General features: G+C 59.2%; 27 protein-coding genes. 24 read left to right on the forward strand and 3 right to left on the reverse strand.

Annotated features, from left to right (window positions below; translation table 11 throughout):
- Nucleotides 1–52: 52 nt before the first annotated feature.
- From SJY29_RS05205 to glmU, 3 genes are read right to left on the reverse strand one after another with little or no spacing between them, the layout of a single operon-like run.
- Nucleotides 53–739 (reverse strand): DNA alkylation repair protein, encoded by a 687-nt coding sequence (locus SJY29_RS05205; protein ID WP_400087654.1) that lies wholly within the window; start codon nucleotides 737–739, stop codon nucleotides 53–55.
- Nucleotides 736–2,559 carry a glutamine--fructose-6-phosphate transaminase (isomerizing) gene (gene glmS / locus SJY29_RS05210; RefSeq protein ID WP_400087656.1) on the reverse strand — a complete coding sequence of 608 codons (1,824 nt, stop codon included), beginning with the start codon at nucleotides 2,557–2,559 and terminating at the stop codon, nucleotides 736–738. Before glmS ends, SJY29_RS05205 begins: the two co-directional genes overlap by 4 nt.
- 2 nt (nucleotides 2,560–2,561) lie before the next feature.
- On the reverse strand, nucleotides 2,562–3,905 hold the full coding sequence (gene glmU / locus SJY29_RS05215; RefSeq protein WP_400087658.1) for a bifunctional UDP-N-acetylglucosamine diphosphorylase/glucosamine-1-phosphate N-acetyltransferase GlmU: 1,344 nt from the start codon (nucleotides 3,903–3,905) through the stop codon (nucleotides 2,562–2,564).
- Nucleotides 3,906–4,025: 120 nt separating this feature from the next.
- On the opposite strand from glmU, the gene SJY29_RS05220 reads away from it, so the two are divergent.
- The 24 genes from SJY29_RS05220 to SJY29_RS05335 all read left to right on the forward strand — a co-directional run bounded on the left by SJY29_RS05220 (nucleotide 4,026) and on the right by SJY29_RS05335 (nucleotide 23,714).
- Entirely contained in the window at nucleotides 4,026–4,694 is a 669-nt protein-coding gene (locus SJY29_RS05220) for an HAD-IA family hydrolase (RefSeq protein ID WP_400087660.1), read from the forward strand.
- A gap of 66 nt (nucleotides 4,695–4,760) precedes the next feature.
- Nucleotides 4,761–5,966: a DegT/DnrJ/EryC1/StrS family aminotransferase gene (locus SJY29_RS05225; protein WP_400087662.1), complete on the forward strand. Its 1,206-nt coding sequence runs from the start codon at nucleotides 4,761–4,763 to the stop codon at nucleotides 5,964–5,966.
- A gap of 36 nt (nucleotides 5,967–6,002) precedes the next feature.
- The gene (locus SJY29_RS05230; RefSeq protein WP_400087664.1) at nucleotides 6,003–6,596 is read left to right on the forward strand and encodes a DUF6434 domain-containing protein; all 594 of its coding nucleotides are present in this window, start codon (nucleotides 6,003–6,005) and stop codon (nucleotides 6,594–6,596) included.
- Between the two features lie 63 nt (nucleotides 6,597–6,659).
- Nucleotides 6,660–7,823: an isovaleryl-CoA dehydrogenase gene (locus tag SJY29_RS05235; protein WP_400088840.1), complete on the forward strand. Its 1,164-nt coding sequence runs from the start codon at nucleotides 6,660–6,662 to the stop codon at nucleotides 7,821–7,823.
- Nucleotides 7,820–8,371, forward strand: a complete 552-nt coding sequence (locus tag SJY29_RS05240; protein WP_400087666.1) for a hypothetical protein — start codon at nucleotides 7,820–7,822, stop codon at nucleotides 8,369–8,371. Before SJY29_RS05235 ends, SJY29_RS05240 begins: the two co-directional genes overlap by 4 nt.
- Nucleotides 8,368–8,661: a hypothetical protein gene (locus SJY29_RS05245; RefSeq protein WP_400087668.1), complete on the forward strand. Its 294-nt coding sequence runs from the start codon at nucleotides 8,368–8,370 to the stop codon at nucleotides 8,659–8,661. The genes SJY29_RS05240 and SJY29_RS05245 overlap by 4 nt, the downstream gene beginning before the upstream one ends.
- Complete coding sequence (locus tag SJY29_RS05250; RefSeq protein WP_400087670.1) at nucleotides 8,658–10,220, forward strand: carboxyl transferase domain-containing protein; 1,563 nt, start codon at nucleotides 8,658–8,660, stop codon at nucleotides 10,218–10,220. The genes SJY29_RS05245 and SJY29_RS05250 overlap by 4 nt, the downstream gene beginning before the upstream one ends.
- Nucleotides 10,221–10,225: 5 nt before the next feature.
- Nucleotides 10,226–12,136, forward strand: coding sequence for an acetyl/propionyl/methylcrotonyl-CoA carboxylase subunit alpha (locus tag SJY29_RS05255; RefSeq protein WP_400088842.1), 1,911 nt, complete (start codon nucleotides 10,226–10,228; stop codon nucleotides 12,134–12,136).
- Nucleotides 12,133–12,777 carry a glutathione S-transferase family protein gene (locus tag SJY29_RS05260; protein WP_400087672.1) on the forward strand — a complete coding sequence of 215 codons (645 nt, stop codon included), beginning with the start codon at nucleotides 12,133–12,135 and terminating at the stop codon, nucleotides 12,775–12,777. Before SJY29_RS05255 ends, SJY29_RS05260 begins: the two co-directional genes overlap by 4 nt.
- The gene (locus SJY29_RS05265; RefSeq protein WP_400087674.1) at nucleotides 12,777–13,637 is read left to right on the forward strand and encodes a hydroxymethylglutaryl-CoA lyase; all 861 of its coding nucleotides are present in this window, start codon (nucleotides 12,777–12,779) and stop codon (nucleotides 13,635–13,637) included. Before SJY29_RS05260 ends, SJY29_RS05265 begins: the two co-directional genes overlap by 1 nt.
- A complete protein-coding gene (locus tag SJY29_RS05270; protein ID WP_400087676.1) occupies nucleotides 13,634–14,419 on the forward strand; it encodes a crotonase/enoyl-CoA hydratase family protein in 786 nt (261 codons plus the stop codon). Before SJY29_RS05265 ends, SJY29_RS05270 begins: the two co-directional genes overlap by 4 nt.
- A gap of 68 nt (nucleotides 14,420–14,487) precedes the next feature.
- Nucleotides 14,488–15,429, forward strand: a complete 942-nt coding sequence (locus SJY29_RS05275; RefSeq protein ID WP_400087678.1) for a hypothetical protein — start codon at nucleotides 14,488–14,490, stop codon at nucleotides 15,427–15,429.
- 121 nt (nucleotides 15,430–15,550) lie between these two features.
- On the forward strand, nucleotides 15,551–15,916 hold the full coding sequence (locus SJY29_RS05280; RefSeq protein WP_055686150.1) for an NADH-quinone oxidoreductase subunit A: 366 nt from the start codon (nucleotides 15,551–15,553) through the stop codon (nucleotides 15,914–15,916).
- Nucleotides 15,907–16,437, forward strand: coding sequence for an NADH-quinone oxidoreductase subunit B family protein (locus SJY29_RS05285; RefSeq protein ID WP_181417207.1), 531 nt, complete (start codon nucleotides 15,907–15,909; stop codon nucleotides 16,435–16,437). The genes SJY29_RS05280 and SJY29_RS05285 overlap by 10 nt, the downstream gene beginning before the upstream one ends.
- Nucleotides 16,438–16,487: 50 nt before the next feature.
- Nucleotides 16,488–17,099, forward strand: a complete 612-nt coding sequence (locus SJY29_RS05290) for an NADH-quinone oxidoreductase subunit C (protein WP_400087681.1) — start codon at nucleotides 16,488–16,490, stop codon at nucleotides 17,097–17,099.
- Complete coding sequence (locus SJY29_RS05295) at nucleotides 17,099–17,989, forward strand: sulfotransferase (RefSeq protein ID WP_400087683.1); 891 nt, start codon at nucleotides 17,099–17,101, stop codon at nucleotides 17,987–17,989. Before SJY29_RS05290 ends, SJY29_RS05295 begins: the two co-directional genes overlap by 1 nt.
- 3 nt (nucleotides 17,990–17,992) lie before the next feature.
- Entirely contained in the window at nucleotides 17,993–19,231 is a 1,239-nt protein-coding gene (locus SJY29_RS05300) for an NADH-quinone oxidoreductase subunit D (protein ID WP_400087685.1), read from the forward strand.
- Nucleotides 19,228–19,425 carry a hypothetical protein gene (locus SJY29_RS05305; protein WP_076658711.1) on the forward strand — a complete coding sequence of 66 codons (198 nt, stop codon included), beginning with the start codon at nucleotides 19,228–19,230 and terminating at the stop codon, nucleotides 19,423–19,425. The genes SJY29_RS05300 and SJY29_RS05305 overlap by 4 nt, the downstream gene beginning before the upstream one ends.
- 27 nt (nucleotides 19,426–19,452) lie before the next feature.
- The gene (locus tag SJY29_RS05310) at nucleotides 19,453–19,767 is read left to right on the forward strand and encodes a hypothetical protein (protein WP_400087687.1); all 315 of its coding nucleotides are present in this window, start codon (nucleotides 19,453–19,455) and stop codon (nucleotides 19,765–19,767) included.
- A 96-nt stretch (nucleotides 19,768–19,863) separates the two neighbouring features.
- A complete protein-coding gene (locus SJY29_RS05315; protein ID WP_400087689.1) occupies nucleotides 19,864–20,979 on the forward strand; it encodes an NADH-quinone oxidoreductase subunit E in 1,116 nt (371 codons plus the stop codon).
- Nucleotides 20,980–21,169: 190 nt separating this feature from the next.
- Nucleotides 21,170–21,781: an NADH:ubiquinone oxidoreductase gene (locus SJY29_RS05320; RefSeq protein WP_400087691.1), complete on the forward strand. Its 612-nt coding sequence runs from the start codon at nucleotides 21,170–21,172 to the stop codon at nucleotides 21,779–21,781.
- A gap of 15 nt (nucleotides 21,782–21,796) precedes the next feature.
- Nucleotides 21,797–22,027 (forward strand): DUF5337 domain-containing protein, encoded by a 231-nt coding sequence (locus SJY29_RS05325; protein WP_110280499.1) that lies wholly within the window; start codon nucleotides 21,797–21,799, stop codon nucleotides 22,025–22,027.
- Nucleotides 22,027–23,313, forward strand: a complete 1,287-nt coding sequence (nuoF, locus tag SJY29_RS05330) for an NADH-quinone oxidoreductase subunit NuoF (protein WP_110280500.1) — start codon at nucleotides 22,027–22,029, stop codon at nucleotides 23,311–23,313. Before SJY29_RS05325 ends, nuoF begins: the two co-directional genes overlap by 1 nt.
- Nucleotides 23,310–23,714, forward strand: coding sequence for a hypothetical protein (locus tag SJY29_RS05335; protein WP_110280501.1), 405 nt, complete (start codon nucleotides 23,310–23,312; stop codon nucleotides 23,712–23,714). Before nuoF ends, SJY29_RS05335 begins: the two co-directional genes overlap by 4 nt.

Raw genomic sequence — 23,714 nt, forward strand, 5'->3', positions numbered from 1 at the left:
ATGCCTCCGGCGGAAGTTTGATTGGACATGGAAAATCAGGCGGCAGGAATGCCTATTGTGGCAGTTTGCGACCGGCCTCTTTCACCGCAAAGGGTTTCATATCCGCCTGATGCGCATCCAGAAAGGCGCCTACGCGTGCAGGATCATGTTTGGACAATTCGCGCAACCACCAAGCAATCGCTTTCTGGATGAACCAGTCGTGGTCTGTCACATAGCCTGCAGCCCAACCCAAGACACGCTCGCGGATCGCGAGATCGGCCGGTTTGGGGTGGTTCTGCTTGGTCCACGGCAAGGTCATCACAAGGGCCGCGCGGCGCGTCCATATGTGGTCAGAGGTGGTCCATGTGGCGACCTCATCCAGACGGGAAGGGTCCGCGACCAGCCGTTTTTGGCCTGCAATGCAGGCGTGATCCGCAACAGCCCAAGCGTCAAACTCCGGCACCCATGACGCAATCAAAGCCCAGGCGCCTGCATCATCCGGTCTGATCCGTGCTTGTGTCAGCAGTTTCGCCGCCGCAATCCGCCCTTCATGGGTGTTGCCTTTCCACAGACCCCTGGCCAGCGCGAGGCGTTCTTCAAGCTCGAGCTCGGCGCGCCAGTCTTTGACGTGTTCGTCAATCACCGGATTGGCGATGCCCAGATAGGGGCGGTCCACTTTGTGATAGCGGTGCATCTCGGCGGCCTTTGCCGCATCGCCGAGGGCGCGCAGTTGGGCGATCGCAGTTTTGGGTGTGATCATTCCACTGTCACCGATTTGGCAAGATTGCGGGGTTGGTCCACATCGGTGCCTTTGGCGACGGCTGTGTGATAGGCCAAGAGTTGCGCAGGGACGGCATAGAGGATCGGCGCAAGAAACGGATCGACTTCGGGCATGATGATTGTCTCCCAGACACCGGCGCTGGCCTCGGCAGCGCCTTTTTGATCGGTAATCAGGAGCACCTTGCCACCACGCGCCATGACCTCTTGCATGTTCGACACGGTCTTTTCGAAAAGACTGTCGCGCGGGGCCATCACAATGATCGGGACGTGTTTGTCGACCAGGGCGATGGGGCCGTGCTTGAGTTCGCCAGACGCATAAGCTTCGGCATGTATATAGCTGATTTCTTTTAGTTTAAGCGCGCCTTCCAGTGCGAGGGGATACATCGCGCCGCGCCCCAGAAACAGGATATCGCGCGCTTCGGCCAGCTTGCGCGAGATCGACTTGGTCTTGTCCTCGATCCCGAGTGCGAGGTTCAAAAGCCCGGGCAGGCTGCGCAAGGCGGCCAGCTTTTCGGCCAGTTCCGCATCATTGATCCTGCCGCGCATCTGGGCGGCGCGCAGGGCGAGGATGGCCAGCGTCGTCAGCTGGCAGGTAAACGCCTTGGTCGAGGCCACGCCAATTTCGGTTCCCGCCAGAATGGGCAATGGCATATCGCTCTCGCGCGCGATCGAGCTTTCGGGGACGTTGACGACCGACATGATCTTGTCCGCTTTGCCCTGCATGTAACGCAGTGCTGCCAGCGTATCGGCGGTTTCGCCCGACTGGCTGATGAAAAGTGCAACCGTGCCCTTGGTTACAGGCGGTTCGCGGTAGCGGAATTCAGAGGCGACATCGACCTCGACAGGGATGCCTGCGATCTGTTCAAACCAGTACTTTGCAACGAGGCAGGCATAAAAGGCGGTGCCACAGGCCACCATCGTCATCCGTTCGACCTGCGCAAAGTCGATCTCGGGGTCGGGCATGGTGACGGCGGTGGCTTCGGCGTTGATGTAATGCGACAGCGCACCTTGCAACACGACAGGCTGTTCCGCGATTTCCTTGGCCATGAAGTGCTTGAAACCGGCCTTGTCGACCATGGCGCTGTCAATCTGGATGGTTTTGATGGCGCGATTGGCGATAGTGCCGTTCGCGTCGCGGATTTCGACCGTGTTGCGCGTGATCACCGCCCAGTCGCCTTCTTCGAGATAGCTGATCCGGTCGGTCATCGGGGCCAGGGCAATCGCATCAGAGCCCACGAACATCTCGCCAGTGCCATAACCAATGGCGAGGGGGGAGCCTTTGCGCGCGGCAATCAGAAGATCGTCTTCGCCATCAAAGAGGAAGCAAAGCGCATAGGCCCCTTCAAGCCGTGCAATCGTCTGTTCCGCCGCATCGCGGGGCGACAGCCCTTGGTTGCGGAAATGATCTGCCAGCAAGGCAACTGTTTCCGTGTCTGTGTCGGTGGCAAAGCCCACGCCCTGTTCGGCCAAAAACGCCCGCAATTCGCGGAAGTTTTCGATAATCCCGTTGTGTACAACCGCCACGCCACCGGCGCGGTGGGGGTGGGCGTTCACCACATTGGGCGCGCCATGGGTGGCCCAGCGGGTGTGTCCGATCCCGGACTTACCGGCCAGTGGTTCATGCACCAACAGATCCGAGAGGTTCACAAGCTTGCCCACGGCACGCCGCCGGTCCAGCGCGCCATCGTTGATGGTGGCAATACCCGCGCTGTCATAGCCGCGATATTCCAGCCGTTTCAGCGCCTCGACCAAAAGGGGGGCGGCTTCGTGATCGCCCAATACGCCAATGATACCACACATGGTTAAGACCCTTTTGCTTTGCGTGCTTTGAGTTTTTCGAACAGGCGTATGGCAAAGCCCGCTTTGTTTTCCTGCCGCGCGCGACCAACAGCCAAAGCACCGGCGGGCACGTCCTTGGTCACCACGGACCCGCTGCCGGTCATGGCTGCATCGCCGACGGTAACAGGGGCCACCAGCATGGTGTTGGATCCAATAAATGTATCCTGCCCGATTGTCGTGTGGTGTTTGAACACGCCGTCATAGTTGCAGGTAATCGTGCCCGCGCCGATATTGCTACGCGCGCCGATGGTGGCGTCGCCGATATAGGACAGGTGATTGACCTTCGCACCCTCGGCAATCTGCGCGTTCTTGATTTCCACGAAATTACCAATCTTGACGTCCTCGGCCAGTTCCGCGCCGGGGCGCAGCCGCGCATAGGGGCCGATCACCCCGCCGCGCGCGACATGGCAGCCCTCAAGATGGCTGAAGGCACGGATCGTGGCCCCTGATTCGACCGTCACACCGGGGCCAAAGACGACATTGGGTTCAATCACCGTATCGCGGCCAATGACGGTGTCATGGGCGAAGAAAACGGTTTCGGGGGCGGTCAGGGTGACGCCATCCTCTTGCGCAACTGCGCGGGCATTTTGCTGGAAAAGCGCCTCGGCGCGGCTCAGCTCGGCGCGGGAATTCACCCCAAGTGTTTCGGCCTCATCACAACGGACTACGGTCGCGGAAAGCCCGCGTGCGCGGGCAATGCCGATGATATCGGTGAGGTAGTATTCGCCGGCGGCGTTCTCATTGCCAACCGCAGCAACCAGATCAAGAAGTGTGGCGCTGTCAGCTGCAATAACGCCGCTATTGCAGAGTGTTACGGCGCGCTCCTGATCCGATGCATCCTTGAATTCGACAATCCGATCCAACTGATCGTCCTGCATGATCAACCGCCCGTAACGCCCCGGATCAGCCGCCTCAAACCCAAGCACGACGATATCGTGGGTCAGCCGTGCGGCTGTCATCGCGGCGAGTGTTTCGGGGCGGATAAACGGTGTATCGCCATAGAGCACCAAAGCATCGCCATCGAAACCTGCCAGAGCGTCGCGGGCCTGTGCGACGGCATGGGCGGTGCCCAGCTGTTCGGACTGGAGCGCGATGGTCACGTCAGGGTCATAGGCCTTGGCTGCTTTCTCGACCAGGTTTGCCCCGTGGCCTGCGACGATGACGGTGCGTGCGGGGTCCAGCGCGGCACCGGCTTTCATGGCGTGCACCAGCATCGGCGCGCCTGCGATTTCATGCAGGACCTTGGGCAGGTCGGAATTCATACGCGTGCCCATGCCTGCGGCTAAGATGATCAATGCGGTTGCCATTGCTGCCTCGAACCTTGTTGTTCCCTGCCTTCTACTGCCCTTTTTCAGTATCACAAGGGGAAGGGGGTTCACATCAGTTTACAGGGCGTTACAGAGTGAATGGCAACAAAGGGAAAGCCGATGACAAAACGCACTGTAATCTTTGATCTTGACGGCACGCTGGCAGATACCAGCGGCGATCTGATTGCCGCTGCCAATAGCTGCTTTCGCGGGCTGGGTTTGGGCGATCTGCTGGATCATGCCACCGATGCTGCTACCGCACTGCGCGGCGGGCGGGCGATGCTGACCTTGGGCTTTTCGCGCGTAGAAGGGTACGGGCAGGCCGAGGTTGATGCGCAATATCCCGTGTTGCTGGCCGCCTATGCGCAAGCGATTGATACCCACACTGTGCTTTACCCCGGTGCGATGGATGCGGTCGAACGCCTGCTATCTGCCGATTACGCCGTGGGGATTGCCACCAACAAACCCGAAGGGCTGGCCGAAACCCTGATGCGCAGCCTCGGGGTGCGTGATGCATTCGGCTCGCTGATTGGGGCCGATACGCTGCCGGTGCGCAAACCCGACCCTGCACATCATTTCGAGGCCGTGCGCCGTGCGGGCGGCGATCCTGCGCGCTCGCTTCTGGTGGGGGATACGGCGACCGATCGCGACACATCGCGCAATGCCGGCGTGCCGTCGGTGCTGGTCACGTTCGGACCGGGCCGTGATGATGTGCTGGCGCTTGATCCCGAGGCCACGATTGATCACTACGATGAACTGGACGCAGTGGTGGCCCGGCTGATCGGGTGAATTGGCCCTATGCGCGGGGGACAAGTGATGCTTTGATGCAGGCGTAAACCGCATCAGAGTGACCCCATGACCGAGATTTTCAAAGGCAGTTTCACCCAGCAGGAACCGATCCCCGCCGAAGGGATCGCTGCGGCCAATGCCGTGATGCAATCAGGCCGCTTGCACCGCTACAACACAAGCGGCGACGAGATTGCGGAAACGGCTCTGCTGGAAGAGGAATTCGCTGCGACAGTAGGCGCGAAATACTGCCTTGCGGTGGCTTCGGGCGGGTATGCAATGACAACGGCTTTGCGGGCATGCGGTGTTGCGCATGGCGACAAGGTGCTGACCAATGCCTTCACGCTGGCCCCGGTGCCGGGTGCGATTGCGGCCGTGGGCGGTGTGCCGGTCTTTGTCGGCGTGACCGAGGATCTGGTGATTGATCTGGATGATCTTGAGGGAAAGCTGGATCAGGCCAAAGTGCTGCTGCTCAGCCATATGCGCGGCCATATCTGCGATATGGAACGGCTGATGGCGCTCTGCGATGCCGCCGGTGTCGATGTGATCGAGGATTGCGCCCATACCATGGGGGCCGCTTGGAATGGCGTGCCTTCGGGGCGTTGGGGGCGGTTCGGCTGCTATTCGACGCAAACCTACAAACACATCAATTCCGGTGAAGGCGGGTTTCTGATTGGTGACGGGCCCGAGGATATGGCCCGGGCCATCATGCTCTCAGGCAGTTATATGCTGTTTGAAAAACACCGCGCCGCGCCGCCGCTCGCGACCTTTGCCAAGATCAAATACGAAACGCCGAACATTTCGGGGCGGATGGACAATCTGCGCGCGGCGATCCTGCGTCCGCAGTTACGTAATCTGGCGGCACAAGCGGCGCGCTGGAACGCACGCTATCGCGTTCTTGAAAATGGTTTGGCCGAAACACCGGGCCTGCGCCTGATCCCGCGTCCCGAGAAAGAACAGTTCGTGGCCTCGTCGTTCCAGTTCCTGCTGCTCGACTGGGCACCTGCCGCGGTCGAGGCTGTGCTGGCACGCTGTGCGGCGCGCGGGGTCGAGTTGAAATGGTTCGGCGGCGCAGAGCCCAAAGGCTTTACCTCGCGCTATGACAGCTGGCGCTATGCGCCGTCCGCACCTATGCCTGCGTCGGATCGTGTTCTTGCCGGGGTCGTTGATATGCGCCTGCCGCTGACGTTCTCCGAAGAGGATTGCGCACTGATCGCACGGATCATCCGCGCCGAGGTGTCTGCAGTCCATCAAGCTCAGGTCGCAGCAGAATAACTTGCACAATCGCGCGGGGCTTCTACTTTTACGGGTATGACCGATCGCCCGGATATTGCGCAATGCGCTGACGCAGCCACCTTTCGACAGTGGTATTACCTCAAGTCAGAGCTTGTGGATTTCGCACGGGCGAACGGGTTGAAGACGACCGGCGGCAAATTCGACATCGCCGACAGGATTGCCTATTTTCTTGATCATGGCGTGCCACCGAAGGAGGTAAAGAAGGCCCGGAAGGTGACCTCAAAATTCGATTGGCACAGTGCGCCCCTGACGCGCGAGACAGTGATCACCGATAGCTACAAAAATACCCAGAACATGCGCCGTTTCATGCAGGCCGAAATCCCTGGCTACAAGTTCTCGACCCCCTTTATGGACTGGATGAAAGCGAATGTCGGGCGGACGTTGGCTGATGCCGTTGACGTTGCAAAGCAGATCGAGGCTGAGAAGAAGGCGGGCAAGAAGCAGCCGGATCAGCCGCACAACCAGTATAATGCCTATATACGTGCCTATTTTGCCCATGTGACTGACGGCACCCAAAAGGAGCTGCGCCGCTTGTGGGCTTTGCGGCGCACCAAGCCGGGACCTTACGTTTTTTCGCCAGAGGATCTGAAGCTGCTCAACGAGAAATGACTCGACACACCGCGCGCTTTGCGCCTATTAATGAACAAGCGTTCAATTAATCTGGAGCAACCGATGTTTCATGCCTCAATGACCTTTGATCTGGGCGAGGATGTGAATGCCCTCCGCGATATGGTCCATGACTGGGCGCAAACCCGCGTGAAACCGATGGCGGGCGAGATTGACCAATCGAATGCCTTCCCCCCAGCACTTTGGCCGGAAATGGGTGAACTGGGACTTTTGGGCGTCACCGTCGATGAAGCCTATGGTGGCGCAGGCATGTCCTATCTCGCGCATACGGTCGCGATCGAGGAAATCGCCCGCGCCAGTGCCTCAGTCAGCCTGTCCTATGGGGCGCATTCCAACCTTTGTGTGAACCAGATCAAATTGAACGGCACCGAGGCGCAAAAGGCCAAATACCTGCCGCGGCTGATATCGGGTGAACATGTCGGCGCGCTTGCCATGTCCGAGTCGGGGGCGGGGTCTGACGTGGTCTCAATGACGCTCCGTGCGGAAAAGCGGAACGATCATTACCGCCTGAACGGCAACAAATACTGGATCACCAACGGCCCTGACGCCGATACGCTGGTGGTCTACGCCAAAACCGATCCTGCGGCGGGGTCCAAAGGGATCACGGCCTTTCTGATCGAGAAAGAGATGACAGGGTTTTCCACTTCGCCCCATTTCGACAAACTGGGGATGCGGGGATCGAACACGGCCGAACTCATCTTTGACGATGTCGAAGTCCCGTTCGAGAACGTGTTGGGCGAAGAGGGCCGCGGCGTGCGCGTTCTGATGTCGGGCCTCGATTACGAACGGGTCGTTCTGGCGGGCATCGGGCTTGGCATTATGGCTGCCTGTCTGGATGAGGTCATGCCATACCTGAGCACCCGCAAACAGTTTGGCGAACCGATTGGTAATTTCCAACTGATGCAAGGCAAGATCGCCGATATGTATACGGCGATGAATTCGGCCCGCGCCTATGTCTACGAGGTCGCGCGCGCCTGTGACCGGGGCACGGTCACGCGGCAGGACGCGGCGGCCTGCTGTCTTTATGCCAGCGAAGAGGCGATGAAACAGGCCCATCAGGCCGTGCAGGCGATGGGCGGCGCGGGCTTTTTGGCCGATGCCCCTGTGGCGCGGCTTTTCCGTGATGCAAAGCTGATGGAGATCGGGGCTGGCACATCGGAAATCCGCCGGATGCTGGTGGGCCGCGAATTGATGGCGGCCATGTCATGAAATGGCTTGCGCTGTTCCTTTTGATGCCCGTGGCCGGTTTCGCGCAATCCTTTGGCGCGCCACCTGTCGTCGAGCTGGACGGTATGACCTTCACGGCATCCGAAACCGATGCCTGCATCAATGATCAAATGTCCAAAGGCCCCGGCGGGCTTGTGACACGCGCGGCACGGGCCTGTATTGGCTACTCAGCGCGGGCCTGCACCGCTGACCCTATGGCGTGTCTCGCAGCAGAACAGGCCTATTGGGACTGGCGAATAGCAAATAATTACAATGGGTTGCAGGCATGGGTTGCCGACCTTGCCGAGGGCGAAAATAATGATCTGCGTGCGTCGGTTGCAAATCCGGCTGCGGCAACGGCGAATGTGGCGCTGGAATGCGCGCTGCGGGTGGGCCAGACCGAAACAACCACCGCCGAGGCGGATAAAGCGGCCTGTGAAATGAGTGAAACCGCGCTGATTGCCTTGGAGCTGGAATTCACGGTCAGGCAGGCTTGCGTGGCGGCGAGGGACGGGGCCTTTGCACAGTTTTGCGGGAAAACCGACGGATGAGGCGCGCTTATTTCTTTCTTCCGTTGGCGGCACTTGTTGCGCTCGCAGCCTATCTCGGCCTGCAATACGGAACGGTGCCGAGTGAATCAGAAATTATCAACCGCTATGCCGCCGCCTATCTGGCCGCCGCACCCACGGGGGCAAGCCCGTCCGACTGTGCAGCCACGACACATCCCGATCCGGCCATCCGCATGGTGATCAACTGTGTGCATCCCTTTGGTCTGACAACAACATTTTATGTGGGCCCGCGCGGTGAGAGCCTGCCTGCACCACAAGGGCTCGGGGCATGAGTGATCGCAAGTTACACGAGGCCGCCTTGGCGGATGTGGCAGAGGCCGCAAGGATCGCGGCGCTTGGCGGTGGCGAAAAATCCCGTGCCCGCCACCTGAGCCGTGGTAAAATGCTGCCGCGTGACCGCGTGGCGGGGTTGCTTGATCCCGGTAGTCCGTTTCTCGAGGTGGGCGCCACGGCAGCGCACGGGCTTTATGACGGGGCAGCACCCTGTGCCGGTGTCATTGCGGGCGTGGGCCGTGTAAATGGCCATCAGGTGATGGTCGTCTGTAATGACGCCACTGTGAAGGGCGGCACCTATTATCCGATGACCGTCAAGAAACACCTGCGCGCACAGGAAATCGCCGAGGCCTGCCATTTGCCCTGCGTTTATCTGGTGGATAGTGGCGGTGCCAACTTGCCCAATCAGGACGAGGTCTTTCCCGACCGCGACCATTTCGGCCGGATTTTCTACAATCAGGCGCAGATGTCCGCCAAAGGCATCCCGCAGATCGCCGTTGTCATGGGGTCTTGCACCGCGGGCGGCGCCTATGTACCCGCCATGGCGGATGTGTCGATCATCGTCCGCGATCAGGGCACGATCTTTCTGGCAGGCCCGCCTTTGGTGAAAGCCGCGACAGGCGAGGTGGTATCATCCGAGGATCTGGGTGGCGGTGATGTGCACACGCGCCTGTCCGGTGTAGCCGATTATCTGGCCGAGGATGACGCCCATGCGCTGGCGCTGGCGCGGCAGGCGGTAGCCTCTTGTAATCTGGAAAAGTCTATAAAGGCCAAAAGGCTACCGCCCGAACCTCCCGCGTTTTATCCTGATACGCTCTTTGACGTGGTGCCTGCTGATCTGCGTACGCCGTATGACATCCGCGAAGTTATTTCGCGCATCGTTGATGGATCGCGCTTTGACGAATTCAAGGCGCGTTTCGGCGAAACACTGGTCTGCGGCTTTACCCATATCGACGGCTGGCCCTGCGGGATTATCGCCAACAATGGTGTGCTGTTTTCCGAAAGCGCACAGAAGGGCGCGCATTTCGTGGAACTGTGCAGCCAGCGCAAGGTCCCGTTGGTGTTTTTGCAGAATATCACCGGTTTCATGGTCGGGCAGAAATACGAGAACGAAGGGATCGCGCGGCACGGGGCCAAGATGGTGACAGCCGTGGCAACCACGAAGGTACCGAAGATCACAATGGTTGTTGGTGGATCATTTGGTGCAGGGAATTATGGTATGTCTGGAAGGGCTTACAGTCCGAATTTCATGTGGTCTTGGCCGACGTCACGAATTTCGGTGATGGGTGGCGAACAGGCCGCTGGCGTGCTGGCCACCGTCAAACGCGACGCGATCGAGCGCGGCGGCGGGGAATGGTCTGCCGAGGAAGAAGCCGCCTTCAAGAAACCGACCATTGATATGTTCGCCGAACAATCGCACCCGCTTTATGCTAGTGCGCGGCTCTGGGATGACGGCATCATCGACCCGCGCAAAAGCCGCGAGGTGCTGGCGCTGTCGCTGGCGGCATCCATGAACGCACCAATCGAGGAGACACGCTTTGGCGTGTTCCGGATGTGATGGCGATGTTTGACAAAATCCTGATTGCCAACCGTGGCGAGATTGCCTGCCGGATCATCCACACGGCCCGCGCCATGGGCGTGCGCACGGTGGCGGTCTATTCCGATGCGGATGCGCAGGCCTTGCATGTGGGCATGGCGGATGAGGCGGTGCGGCTGGGGCCTGCTCCAGTGGCTGACAGCTATCTGCGCGGTGATCTGATCATTCAGGCGGCCCTTGATACAGGTGCGCAGGCGATCCATCCGGGCTATGGGTTCTTGTCAGAAAATCCGGATTTTGTAGAACAGGTTACAGCGGCGGGTCTGACATTCATCGGGCCCTCGGCAGATGCGATCCGCGCGATGGGGCTCAAGGATGCCGCCAAGGCACTGATGCATGACGCGGGCGTGCCGGTGGTGCCGGGCTATCATGGTGAAAACCAGAACCCCGATTTTCTGGCGCGCGAGGCCGACCAGATCGGCTATCCCGTGCTGATCAAGGCTGTTGCTGGTGGCGGCGGCAAGGGCATGCGTCTTGTCGAACGGGCGTCGGATTTTGCCGAAAACCTTGCCTCTGCGCAGGCCGAGGCGCGCACCGCCTTTGGCAATGCCGATGTCCTGATCGAGAAATATATCACCGCACCGCGCCATATCGAGGTGCAGGTTTTTGGGGATGGCAAAGACGCGGTGCATCTTTTCGAACGCGATTGTTCGCTTCAGCGGCGTCACCAGAAGGTGATCGAAGAAGCACCCGCGCCGGGGATGACCGATGCAGTGCGCGCTGCCATGGGGGCTGCGGCGGTGAAGGCGGCCAAGGCTATCGGATATGCTGGTGCCGGTACCATCGAGTTTATCGTGGATGGCAGTGATGGGCTGCGCACCGACGGGTTCTGGTTTATGGAGATGAATACGCGCCTGCAGGTCGAACATCCGGTGACCGAGGCGATTACGGGCGTTGATCTGGTGGAATGGCAATTGCGCGTCGCGGCGGGTGAGCCCTTGCCCGCCAGGCAAGAGGACCTTGCGATCACAGGCCATGCCTTTGAAGCGCGGCTTTATGCCGAGGATGTGCCTGCGGGCTTCTTACCTGCCACAGGCGTTATTGATCACCTGATATTCCCGAAGGACGCGCGCATTGATAGCGGCGTGGCGCAGGGGGACGAGATTTCTCCTTGGTACGACCCGATGATTGCCAAGGTGACAGTACATGGCCCGGATCGGGCGGGGGCTTTGCGGTCCTTGTCGGCGGCGCTGGATGGCACAGAAGTTGCCGGGACTGTAACCAATCTGGATTTTCTGCGCCGCTTGGCACGTGTGCCGGACTTTGTGGCGGGTGATGTCGATACAGGGCTGATTGCGCGGCATGGTGAAACGCTTGGTGCGGCGGTTGTCCCGACCGCGCGCAACATCGCGATTGCGGCTGTGATGGTGGCACGGTTGGCGGATGATCCTTTCACAGGGTTCACCCTGTGGGAGCCTTTGCAGCGGCAGATCCTGTTGCGGCAGGGTGATGTGGATATCGTGGCGGTCCTGCACGTGCAAAGCGCGGATCAGTGCCGCGTGGACATTGACGGACAAACAGTTTCGTTGCAGCGCCGCGCAGGGCATTGGGGTGTCCCAGCGGTTTTGCACCAAGGGCGCGTGACGGTTTTCGGGCAGCAAAGCATCAGTTTTGACGTGGTCGATCCGCTGGCGCGCAGTGGGGCGGTACTGGGCGGTGATGCCGTGCTGGCACCGATGCCCGGTCTGGTGCGGGATGTGGCCGTGCAGGCAGGTGACACCGTGCAAGAGGGGGACCGTATGGTGGTGCTGGAAGCGATGAAGATGGAGCATGTGCTACGTGCCCCGCGTACTGGCATCGTCGCAGAGGTGCGCGTGGGCACGGGCGATCAGGTCACCGCGGGTGCATTGATGGTCCGGCTGGAGGACACGGTATGATCCGGCTGCACCATTGCCCGCAAACCCGCTCGATGCGCAGCCTGTGGCTGTTGCATGAGTTGGGGCTGGATTTTGATCTCGTCACCTATCCGTTCGACAAGACGCTGCGGCAGGAACCCTACCGTTCGCTCAACCCCACAGGCCGTGTGCCGACACTCGAGATTGATGGGGTCGTCCTGACTGAAAGCGGGGCGATTGCCGAATATCTCTGCGAGCGTTTCCCGCAGGCGGGCTTGGGTCGCGACCCAAGTCACGCCGAGCGCGCACAGTGGTTGAACTGGATCCATTTCGCCGAGACGATCTCGCAGCATACTGCCGCCCTGACCCAGCAACATATTGCGCTATATGATGACAGCATGCGGTCGCCGATCATCATGCAACTGGAGGCCAAGCGCCTGTTGAAAACCTTGGGCACAGTGGAACTGGCGCTGACAGGGGACTATCTGCTATCCGGCTTTTCTGCGGCTGATATCAGCGTGGGGCAGGCGGTCTATATGGCAAAGCATTTCGTTCATCTGGATGACTTGCCCGCCTTGGCCGCGTGGTATGCCCGCCTGGAGGCGCGCCCTGCGTTTCAAAAGGCCCTGCCGGATGCACCCGCGCTTTATGCCAAGGCGTTCTATGCGCCATGGGAGGGGTGATGCCGGAGCATGTCCGTATCCACGAGGTCGGCCCGCGCGACGGCTTGCAGAACGAGCCTGGGGTGATCGCGGTCGCGGATAAAGTGGCGCTGATTGATCTGCTCAGCCAGTCGGGTCTGCGCGATATCGAGGTTGGCAGTTTCGTCAGCCCCAAATGGGTGCCGCAAATGGCGAATTCGGATCAGGTGCTGACGGGTCTGACGCCACGGGCGGGTGTGCGCTATGCGGTTCTGGTGCCCAATATGCGCGGCTGGGAGGGGTTTCTGGCCGCAAGACGTGCGGATATGACGACGGATATCGCGGTGTTCATTTCCGCATCGGAAGGTTTCTCACAGAGCAATCTGAATTGCAGCATTGCGGAGTCCGTCGCGCGGCTACGCCCTGTTGTGCAGGCGGCAGAGGACGCAGGCGTGACGGTGCGGGGCTATGTCTCTTGCGTCACCGACTGCCCTTTTGATGGCCCAACGGCGCCGGATGCTGCGGCCCGCGCAGTTGAAATGCTGCGTGATCTTGCGCCGATGCAGGTGTCTTTGGGGGATACGATCGGCAAGGGGACACCCGAACGTGTTGCCGCGATGCTGAAGGCGGTGCTGGACGTGGCACCCGCCGCTGATCTTGCGGGGCATTTCCATGACACAGGCGGGCTGGCCTTGGCCAATATCGGGGCGTCGCTTGATCTGGGGCTGCGTGCCTTTGATTCCGCTGTAGGTGGTTTGGGTGGCTGTCCTTATGCGCCGGGCGCACCGGGGAATGTGGCGACGGAGGCGGTCTTGGCGCTTTTAGAGCGGCTGGGGTACGCGACCGGCGTGGATGCGGATGTGATTGCGCAGGCGGCGGCAATGGCAAAGGGGATGCGATGATAGAGCTGGATGTCGATGCGCGCGGTGTCGCGACTTTGGCCCTTGCGCGGCCTGAAAAGCACAATGCGCTGTCGCAGGCGCTGATTGATGATCTGACGGCTGTGGCAGCGAAGATTGCGGCAGATCTTACGATCCGCGTCGTCGTCCTGACAGGGCAGGGTGCATCTTTCTGCGCAGGTGGTGATCTGGGCTGGATGCAGCACCAGATGGCGGGTGATGCCGCAAAGAAACGCGCAGCGGCACAGTCGCTGGCGCAGATGCTGGGGGCGATCAACACATTGCCACAACCGGTCATCGGGCGGGTGCAGGGCAACGCTTTTGGCGGCGGTGTGGGCATGGCCTGTGTCTGCGATATCGCAATTGCGGCGGATCACGCCAAATTCGGGCTGACCGAGACCAAGCTGGGGCTGATCCCCGCGACCATCGGGCCTTATGTTCTGGCACGGATGGGTGAGGCAATGGCGCGGCGGGTGTTCATGTCAGGCAGGCTTTTTGAAGCTTCCGAAGCGGTTGATCTGGGTGTTGTCGCCAAAGCTGTCCCGGTAGCTGCGCTGGATGAGGCGATCGAGGCAGAAGTGGCCCCTTATCTGCAATGTGCGCCTGATGCAGTAGCCGCGGCCAAAGCCTTTGCGCGCACATTGGGCCCTGTCATCGACGAATCGGTGATTGCGCGGTCCATCGACGCGTTGATCGCCCAGTGGGAGGGCCGTTCAGCGAAAGAAGGCATTTCTGCCTTTTTTGAGCGGCGAAAACCGGATTGGACCGTCACTTCGGCGTCATAATCGTCAGAATTGTGTCTCACTTCTGACCGATTTCGCAGGGCATTCTACCTGCGGAGTAGGAGAGTGACATGCAATTTGAATGGCCCACAGCCGAACAGATGATGTATCGCGTCATGCGTTTGCGCCGCTTGATCGCGCTTGCGGTCGCGATTCCCGTGCTCGTGATGCTGGGCGTGGCGTTCTTTGATCCCGCCGCTTTGACCCCCGAGCGCGCAACACTGGCGTCCTTGTCGGTTGCGATGCTGGTTGTCGGCCATGTCATCCTTTTCCCGAACGTCACACTTGAGACGATCGCTTTGTCATTGTCTGTCACGGCGCTGATCGTCGTGATGCCGTTGATCAAGATCGTCGCAGGCTGGGCCCCCGCAGAGCACCAGTCGGCAGCACTTGTTATTCTGGTGTGTCTCGCTGTTGCCGCGATGGGCGTGGTTATGGCGCTTTTGCAAATTCTGTTTAATTTCTTGGCCTATGCGGGCCCCGCATGGCAAATCCGTCTGAAAACAAAGCTGGTGCTGCCCTGTTCCGCCGCTGTGGCGCGCCGCCAGTGTGCATTGCAGCCCCAAACCCGCCGCGGACGTATTCTGACGGGTCCTGCGGATGACAACGGGTTCTTTGATGTGGCTGTTGCAGCCCCCCATGCCGCTGACCCCCAGAACCCCGATCAGCCGATGATCGTGAAAGTCGACGCCAAGGTGCTGACATCCACCGAGGCGCGCCATGATGTGATGATCGTGCTGCCGAATGGGTCTGTCACTGTGACCTCGCAGAGCTTTCAGCCGATGGGCAATGGCTGCCGCGTTGAGGTGACGGATATGCCGGCTGATTTCACTGTCGGAATGCATGCGATCTTCTGGCTGACCGATCAGCAGGCCGATAACCTGACCGAAATGACCGATATCATCCTCGGGCAGGAAACGCGGGCAAATGGACTTGCGCATAATGTGTCACTGCTTTCTGTTGCCGGTGCACTGCTGTCGCCGCGCCATCCTGTGGCCAATCGCGCGAAATAAATCCTTTCAAATTGCTGTGGTGTGACCTTCCGCTCGGTTGACCCTTTGTTGTGGCAACGGTATGCACAACGCAGCCAACAGACGGTGCGTGACATGCGCGCCCTGCCGAAAGGAACACCCCTTGCAGGAAATGCTCTCTGAATACCTGCCGATCATGATCTTTTTGGGGCTCGCCATTGCGCTGGGCCTGATCCTGATCATTGCTGCGGCCATTGTTGCGGTGCGCAACCCTGACCCTGAAAAAGTATCTGCCTATGAATGCGGCTTTAACGCATTTGACGATGCGCGGATGAAGTTCGATGTGCGCTTTTATCTGGTCGCGATCCTTTTCATCATCTTTGACCTTGAAGTCGCGTTCCTGTTCCCATGGGCCGTGGCCTTCCAGGATGTCAGCATGACGGCATTCTGGTCGATGATGGTGTTTCTGGGCGTGCTGACGATTGGCTTTGCCTACGAATGGAAGAAAGGGGCGCTCGAATGGGAGTGATGACTGGAACCGCTGTAGGTGCCGACAAAGAGCACGGCGCGCAGCTGATTAACTCGGAGTTGCAGGACAAGGGTTTCCTTGTGACCTCAACCGCGGACATCATCAACTGGGCGCGCACCGGTAGCTTGCACTGGATGACATTCGGTCTGGCCTGCTGTGCTGTGGAAATGATGCACACCTCGATGCCGCGCTATGACCTTGAGCGGTTTGGCACGGCTCCGCGCGCATCCCCGCGCCAGTCGGACCTGATGATCGTGGCCGGTACGCTGACCAACAAAATGGCACCTGCGCTGCGCAAGGTCTATGACCAGATGCCGGAGCCGCGCTATGTGATTTCGATGGGGTCATGTGCGAATGGCGGTGGGTACTATCACTACAGCTATTCGGTTGTGCGTGGCTGTGACCGGATCGTGCCTGTGGATGTATACGTGCCGGGCTGTCCGCCCACGGCCGAGGCGCTGCTTTACGGTATCCTGCAATTGCAGCGCAAAATGCGCCGCACCGGTACTATCGTGCGCTAGGCCGCACGCGTGAAAACGTCGTCCGCTAAACGGGACGAAAGGAAGAGAAAATGACTGAATCCCTGCAAGAACTTGGCACCCATCTTGAGATGAAGCGCCGCGACTGCGTGCTGTCTTGGGAAGTCGCCCATGACGAACTGACAGTAACTGTCGCACCCTCGGCGCTGGTGGCCTTTGTCGAGTTTCTCAAGACGGACGGCGCATGCAAGTTTTCCTCGCTCGTGGACATTACGGCAGTGGACTATCCCAGCCGTGCTAAGCGCTTTGACGTGATCTACCATTTCCTCAGCATGTATCAGAACCACCGGATCCGCCTGCGCGTGCAGATCCGTGAAGAGGATATGATGCCCTCGATTATTTCGGTGCATCCGTCGGCCAACTGGTTCGAGCGTGAAGTCTTTGATATGTTCGGCATCCTGTTCTCGGGTCACCCCGATCTGCGCCGCATCCTGACGGATTACGGTTTCCGCGGGCATCCGTTGCGCAAGGACTTCCCCACAACCGGATATACCGAAGTGCGCTATGACGAAGTGCAGAAGCGTGTGGTTTACGAACCTGTCAGCCTTGTGCAGGAATACCGCCAGTTCGATTTCATGTCACCGTGGGAAGGGGCCGAATACATCCTGCCGGGCGACGAGAAGAAAGCAGAGAAAGCAGGCTGATGGCCGCGCCAACCCTTCTTTTTTGCGTTGGTGCCACGAAGGCGGGCACCACCTGGCTTTACCGCTATCTGCATGATCACCCCGAGTGTGCCATGCCTGCGGTGAAGGAAGCGCATTATTGGGATACGTTCGACGCGGAACGCTGTGAAAAACAGTTGGTGGCCTTTCGCGTCCGTCTGCGTGAAATGCGCGCGGCCAAGGTGCAAGCCGATGCAGAGGGCCGTGGTTGGCAGGTCGAGAATATGGACCGCCGCATCAATGAGATGAAAGCACTGATCGCCACGCTTGTGGGTGATCGCACGGACGACAGCGCTTATGTTGCATGGCTGACCGAAGGACGTGATGCACAAGTCGTTGGTGATATCACGCCCAATTATGCAACGCTGTCGGATGACGTGCTTGCGCGGATGCGTGACCTTTCGCCCAATGCAAAATTTCTCTATCTGATCCGTGATCCACTGGATCGCCTGTGGTCGCATATCCGGATGCAGGCGCGCCGCCAGCGGCAGGACCACGAGGTCTATGAAAAGAAATCCAACAATATCCTCTACCGGATTTTGAATCGCGGTCATGAGCAGCATATTCTTGAGCGCGGGGATTACCCCAAGATCATCCGTAAACTGCGCCGCGTCATCCCCGAGGGGAGGCTTTTGATCCAGTTTGCCGAAGACCTTTTTACGGCTGAGGGTCTGGCGCGGCTCTGTGCGTTCTTGGGGATCAGACAGGTCGAACCAACCGTCGCCCGTCCCGCCAATGAGGGTCCCGAGGTGGTGATGCTGGACAAATTACGTCCCCGCGCTTTGGGGCTATTGAATGAACACTATGAATGGGTGGCCCGCAATGTCGGGCCTCTGCCACAGCGGTGGCAAGACAATTTAGCGAGGGCTTGAGCCATGATGGACGGTGATATCCGGACAAATATCTATGATGATGGATCGACTGATGCGGCGACGGACGAGCAGCAGATCAGAAACTTCAACATCAACTTCGGCCCGCAACACCCTGCGGCACACGGCGTGTTGCGTCTGGTGCTGGAGCTGGACGGTGAAATTGTGGAGCGCTGCGATCCGCATATCGGCCTGCTGCACCGCGGCACCGAAAAGCTGATGGAAAGCCGCACGTATCTGCAAAACCTGCCGTATTTCGACCGGTTGGATTACGTTGCACCAATGAACCAGGAACACGCCTGGTGTCTGGCGATCGAAAAGCTGACCAAAACCGAAGTACCGCGCCGCGCATCGCTGATCCGTGTGCTTTACTCCGAGATCGGACGCGTGCTGAACCACCTGCTGAACGTCACGACGCAGGCGATGGACGTCGGCGCGCTGACCCCGCCACTCTGGGGCTTTGAAGAGCGTGAAAAGCTGATGGTTTTTTACGAGCGCGCTTGTGGTGCACGTCTGCACGCCGCCTATTTCCGCCCCGGTGGTGTGCATCAGGACCTGCCAGATCAGCTGATCGAGGATATTGATACCTGGGCCGTCGCATTCCCAAAGGTGCTGGACGATATCGACGGATTGCTGACCGAGAACCGGATTTTCAAACAGCGTAACGCCGATATCGGGATCGTTACGGAAGAAGATATTCAGGAATGGGGTTTTTCCGGTGTCATGGTGCGCGGGTCCGGCCTTGCATGGGATTTGCGCCGCGCGCAGCCTTATGAATGCTACGACGAATTCGAATTCCAGATTCCAGTGGGCAAGAACGGCGATTGCTACGACCGCTATCTGTGCCGCATGGAAGAGATGCGCCAGTCGGTGCACATCATCCGTCAGGCCTGCGAAAAGCTGCGCCATGAAAAGGGCGATGTGATGGCGCGCGGCAAGATGACGCCGCCGACACGTGGTGAGATGAAAACCTCGATGGAGGCGCTCATCCACCACTTCAAACTTTATACCGAAGGGTTCCACGTGCCAGCGGGCGAGGTTTACGCCGCGGTCGAGGCCCCCAAGGGCGAATTCGGCGTATATCTGGTGGCGGACGGCACAAACCAGCCGTATCGCGCCAAGCTGCGCGCGCCGGGCTATCTTCACCTGCAGGCGATGGATTATATCTGCAAGGGCCACCAGTTGGCGGATGTCAGTGCGATCATCGGGACAATGGATGTCGTGTTCGGCGAGATCGACAGATGACCCTGGGTGACCTGATCCTCGGCATTCTGGTCGCGCTGGGCTTTTTCGTCTCGGCTGCGGTGTCGCGCATGTTCCGCGGGCGTATGGCGGGGATTTTTATTGGCGGTGTGGTCGGTTTGGCCGTGTCGGTGTTTATTCTGGTCTATGGTCTCACAGATGTGTTTGCCGTTGCGCCGGCTGCTGTTGAAAACTAGCGCCGGCCCTGTTCAAGGAACAAAGATATGAAGCGTTATCTGACACTTGCGGCACTTCTGGGGGTGACAGCCTGCGCCGTGCCGATCATTATACCGCTGCCTGCGCCGCCAGCGGAACAAGAGCCGGCACCCGCTGCGGTGCCACAATCCGCGAAAGCGCGCTTTGTGAGCAGTGTCGAAGCGAACGGATGTGCCCTGACTAGCGCCAACACCGATCTGATCATGGCCGATGCCGTGCTGTCGCGTGAAGATCTGGCCCGTGTCATGACAGAACTGCGCGCAGAGGGGCAGGGCGCGATTGATGGACAGGCCTTTCGCCTGACCACGGGCGCTTGCGCCTGAAGACAAATCCCTTGCCCGGGCCGCCCGGTATGTTAGGGGAACAATGAAAATCCGGTGAAACCTGTTTCACCGCAACGATGTGACCGGAAAGACCTGATGCTACGCCGCCTTTATCATGAACAGCCAGAGACATTCGCCTTCACGCCCGAGAACCAGAAATGGGCCGAGGCGCAGATGAAGAAATTCCCCGAAGGCCGTCAGGCCTCGGCGATCATTCCGATCCTGTGGCGCGCGCAGGAACAGGAAGGCTGGCTGTCACGCCCTGCGATCGAATATGTCGCGAATATGCTGGATATGGCCTTCATCCGCGCTTTTGAAGTCGCTTCTTTCTACTTCATGTTCCAGCTACAGCCCGTTGGCTCTGTAGCACATATTCAGGTCTGCGGTACGCTGTCGTGCATGATCTGCGGTGCAGAAGATCTGATTGGCGTGTGTCAGGATAAAATCGCGGACAAGCCGCACGAACTCTCGGCTGATGGGAAATTCTCGTGGGAAGAGGTTGAGTGTCTGGGATCCTGCGCCAATGCGCCGATGGCCCAGATCGGCAAGGATTACTATGAAGATCTGACCGCCGAGCGTCTGCGCGAAATCATCGACGAACTTGCCGCCGGTCGCGTACCGACACCGGGCCCCCAGAACGGGCGCTTTGCGGCAGAGCCCCTCAAAGGGCTGACCACGCTGAAAGACTATGACAGCGGCAAGACCAAATATAACGCCAGTGTGCAGTTGGCGACGGATATCGGCGATACGGTCAAACGGATTGACGGCACCGAAGTACCTTTGCTGACGCCTTGGGTGAAAGACGCCAAGAAAGTCGCTGCGCCAAAAACAAAGGCGAAGGCCGCCAAACCCGCCGCTGACAAGCCTGTCGATGAGACCGGCACGACCAAGCAGCAGGCGGTTGCGAAATCCAAGGCGAAACCGACCGGCAAGTCCAATCCGAACCCTGATGTTGCCGAGGCCGAGATCGGGAGCGCGCCGGAAACACTGACCGCCCCGCGTGACGGGAAAGCAGATGATCTCAAAAAGATCAGTGGCGTTGGCCCCAAGCTGGAACAGGTGCTGAACGAGCTGGGGTTCTGGCACTTTGACCAGATCGCCAAATGGACAGAAGCAGAGATCGCCTGGGTCGACAGCCGTTTGAAATTCAAAGGTCGCATCGCGCGCGATAACTGGATGGCACAGGCGGCAGATCTCGCCAAGGATGCGTAAACGCATAGCCATTAGGCATCGCGCGTCTGCAACCGACCGGATGTCTTGGGCTTTTGCGGTATTTCTTTACCGGATGGCAAAGATTGGGTTAGAGATATCCCTGAACGTGCGCTTGCGTCAGTTTGGCACAGGCGGTTGGCGTTTTATCTGCAAGGCCGCCACACCGGCCACCTGAGGGAGAGAGAAGACCATGAAAGATACTGCACCGATCAGTCAGGGCATTATTGCCGTAGCTGCTTTGTTTGCCATTATTGCAGCAGGCGTTGCATTTGTTCTTTACGATTACGGACTGTTTGGTTCGGCCTTTATAGGTGGTATCGTTGGTGTGATTGCCGCGATCGCGCTGGCGTTGGGGTGGCGCGAACCTGCACCTGGCCCCAACCAGGTTGAAGCCCCTGTTGCAAAGGCGGCCCCTGTTGCTGCGCCAGAACCTGCTGCTGCTGCCGCCGCACCTGCACCGAAGCCAGCCGCGCCTGCTGCTGCGCCTGTTGCTGAGGCACCTGCATCCACGGCTGATGACGCGCCAGAGTTCCTGAGTGCAGCACGTGATGGCGGCCCGGATGATCTCAAACAGATCAAAGGCGTTGGTCCGAAGCTCGAGAAAACCCTGCATGGCATGGGCATTTTCCACTTTGACCAGATCGCAACATGGGGCCCCAAAGAACAGGCCTGGATTGATGACAATCTGGAAGGTTTCAAAGGCCGTGCGACCCGTGATAACTGGGTCGAACAGGCAAAGACTCTTGCTGCCGGTGGAGAAACAGAATTCTCCAAGAAGGTTGACAAGGGTGGCGTTTACTAAGGCAACGACAGACGAATGGCCCAACACGGAAACACCTCTGAGAGCCGCGCGGGACAACGCGTCGCGTTGATTGTGGCGGGGACAGGTGTTTTCTGGGTGTTGGCCAATCTGATTGGCGCCGAATATGACTGGCCGAACCGTTTGCGGGCCCTTTTTGACCTTGCAGCGCTCGCCGGTTTCGGGTTTGCCCTGTGGCAGACCTACCAACTCTGGCGTGCGCGCCAAAAAGACAAGGGCGATAGCTGATGCTCAAAGATGAGAACCGGATTTTCACGAACCTTTACGGGATGCATGACCGCACTTTGAAAGGTGCGCAGGCGCGGGGCCATTGGGATGGTACTGCCGACATCATCAAGAAGGGCCGTGACTGGATCATCAATGAAATGAAAGCCTCGGGTCTGCGTGGCCGGGGCGGAGCGGGTTTTCCAACGGGTTTGAAATGGTCTTTCATGCCCAAGGAGAGTGACGGTCGTCCGGCCTATCTGGTGGTGAACGCCGACGAATCCGAGCCCGGTACATGCAAGGACCGCGAAATCATGCGCCACGACCCGCATACGCTGGTTGAGGGGTGCTTGATTGCGTCTTTCGCGATGAACGCGAATGCTTGCTATATCTACATCCGTGGCGAATACATCCGCGAAAAAGAGGCGCTGCAGGCCGCGATTGACGAATGCTACGCCGCCGGGCTGGTGGGCAAGAATGCTGCCAAATCCGGCTGGGATTTCGATATTTACCTGACCCACGGTGCCGGTGCCTATATCTGCGGCGAAGAAACGGCGCTTTTGGAAAGCCTTGAAGGCAAAAAGGGCATGCCGCGCATGAAGCCGCCGTTCCCTGCGGGTGCGGGTCTTTATGGCTGTCCGACCACGGTGAATAACGTGGAATCCATTGCCGTTGTGCCGACGATCCTGCGCCGTGGTGGTGGCTGGTTTGCCAGCATGGGCCGCCCGAATAACGCAGGCACCAAGCTGTTTGCGATTTCGGGCCATGTGAACAACCCCTGCGTTGTTGAAGAGGAAATGTCGATTTCCTTTGAAGAGCTCATTGAAAAGCATTGCGGCGGTATTCGCGGCGGCTGGGATAACCTCAAAGCGGTTATTCCGGGCGGCTCATCCGTGCCATGTGTGCGCGGCGAGAACATGCGCGACGCTGTCATGGATTTTGATGCGCTGAAGGAAAAGGGATCCTCCCTTGGCACGGCTGCTGTGATCGTGATGGATAACTCGACCGATATGATCAAGGCGATTTGGCGTTTGTCCAAGTTTTACAAGCACGAAAGCTGTGGCCAGTGTACGCCGTGCCGCGAAGGCACCGGCTGGATGATGCGCGTGATGGCGCGTCTTGTCGAAGGCAACGCCAGCGTGGAAGAGATTGATATGTTGCTCGACGTGACAAAACAGGTCGAAGGCCATACGATTTGCGCGCTGGGGGATGCGGCTGCATGGCCGATCCAGGGCTTGATCAAGAACTTCCGGGACGAAATCGAGGACCGGATCAAAGGCAAACGTTTGGCGGGGATGGCAGCAGAATGATGACACGTGGATTGATGCTTGGCGCGGCTTTGGCACTGGCCGCTTGTACAACCGGCGGGGCGCGGTCATTTGATGATCCGGCTGTGCAGAAATTGTTCAATATGTCGACGCCGCAGTACTACGCGAGCCTGACGCTGGCCAACCGTATTGCGCAGAACTGCGCGCGTTACAGCTATGATGCGGCGTTGGATTCCTCTTTGAACGAAGCACGCAACGAGGTTGGCCGCGGGTCTTTGTCCGCAAACAGCCAGCGCGCCGGTATCGAACTTGAAACCGACGTCAGCCAGCGCAGCTTTCAGGTCAAGCACGGCGTGGATATCACATCCGACGATCTTTGCGCCGCAGGGGACGCCGAGGTGCTTGAAGGCTCGGCCATCAGCGCGCTGCTGATCCCCGCCTAA

Source organism: Yoonia sp. R78084 (assembly GCF_044595625.1).
GTDB lineage: Bacteria > Pseudomonadota > Alphaproteobacteria > Rhodobacterales > Rhodobacteraceae > Yoonia.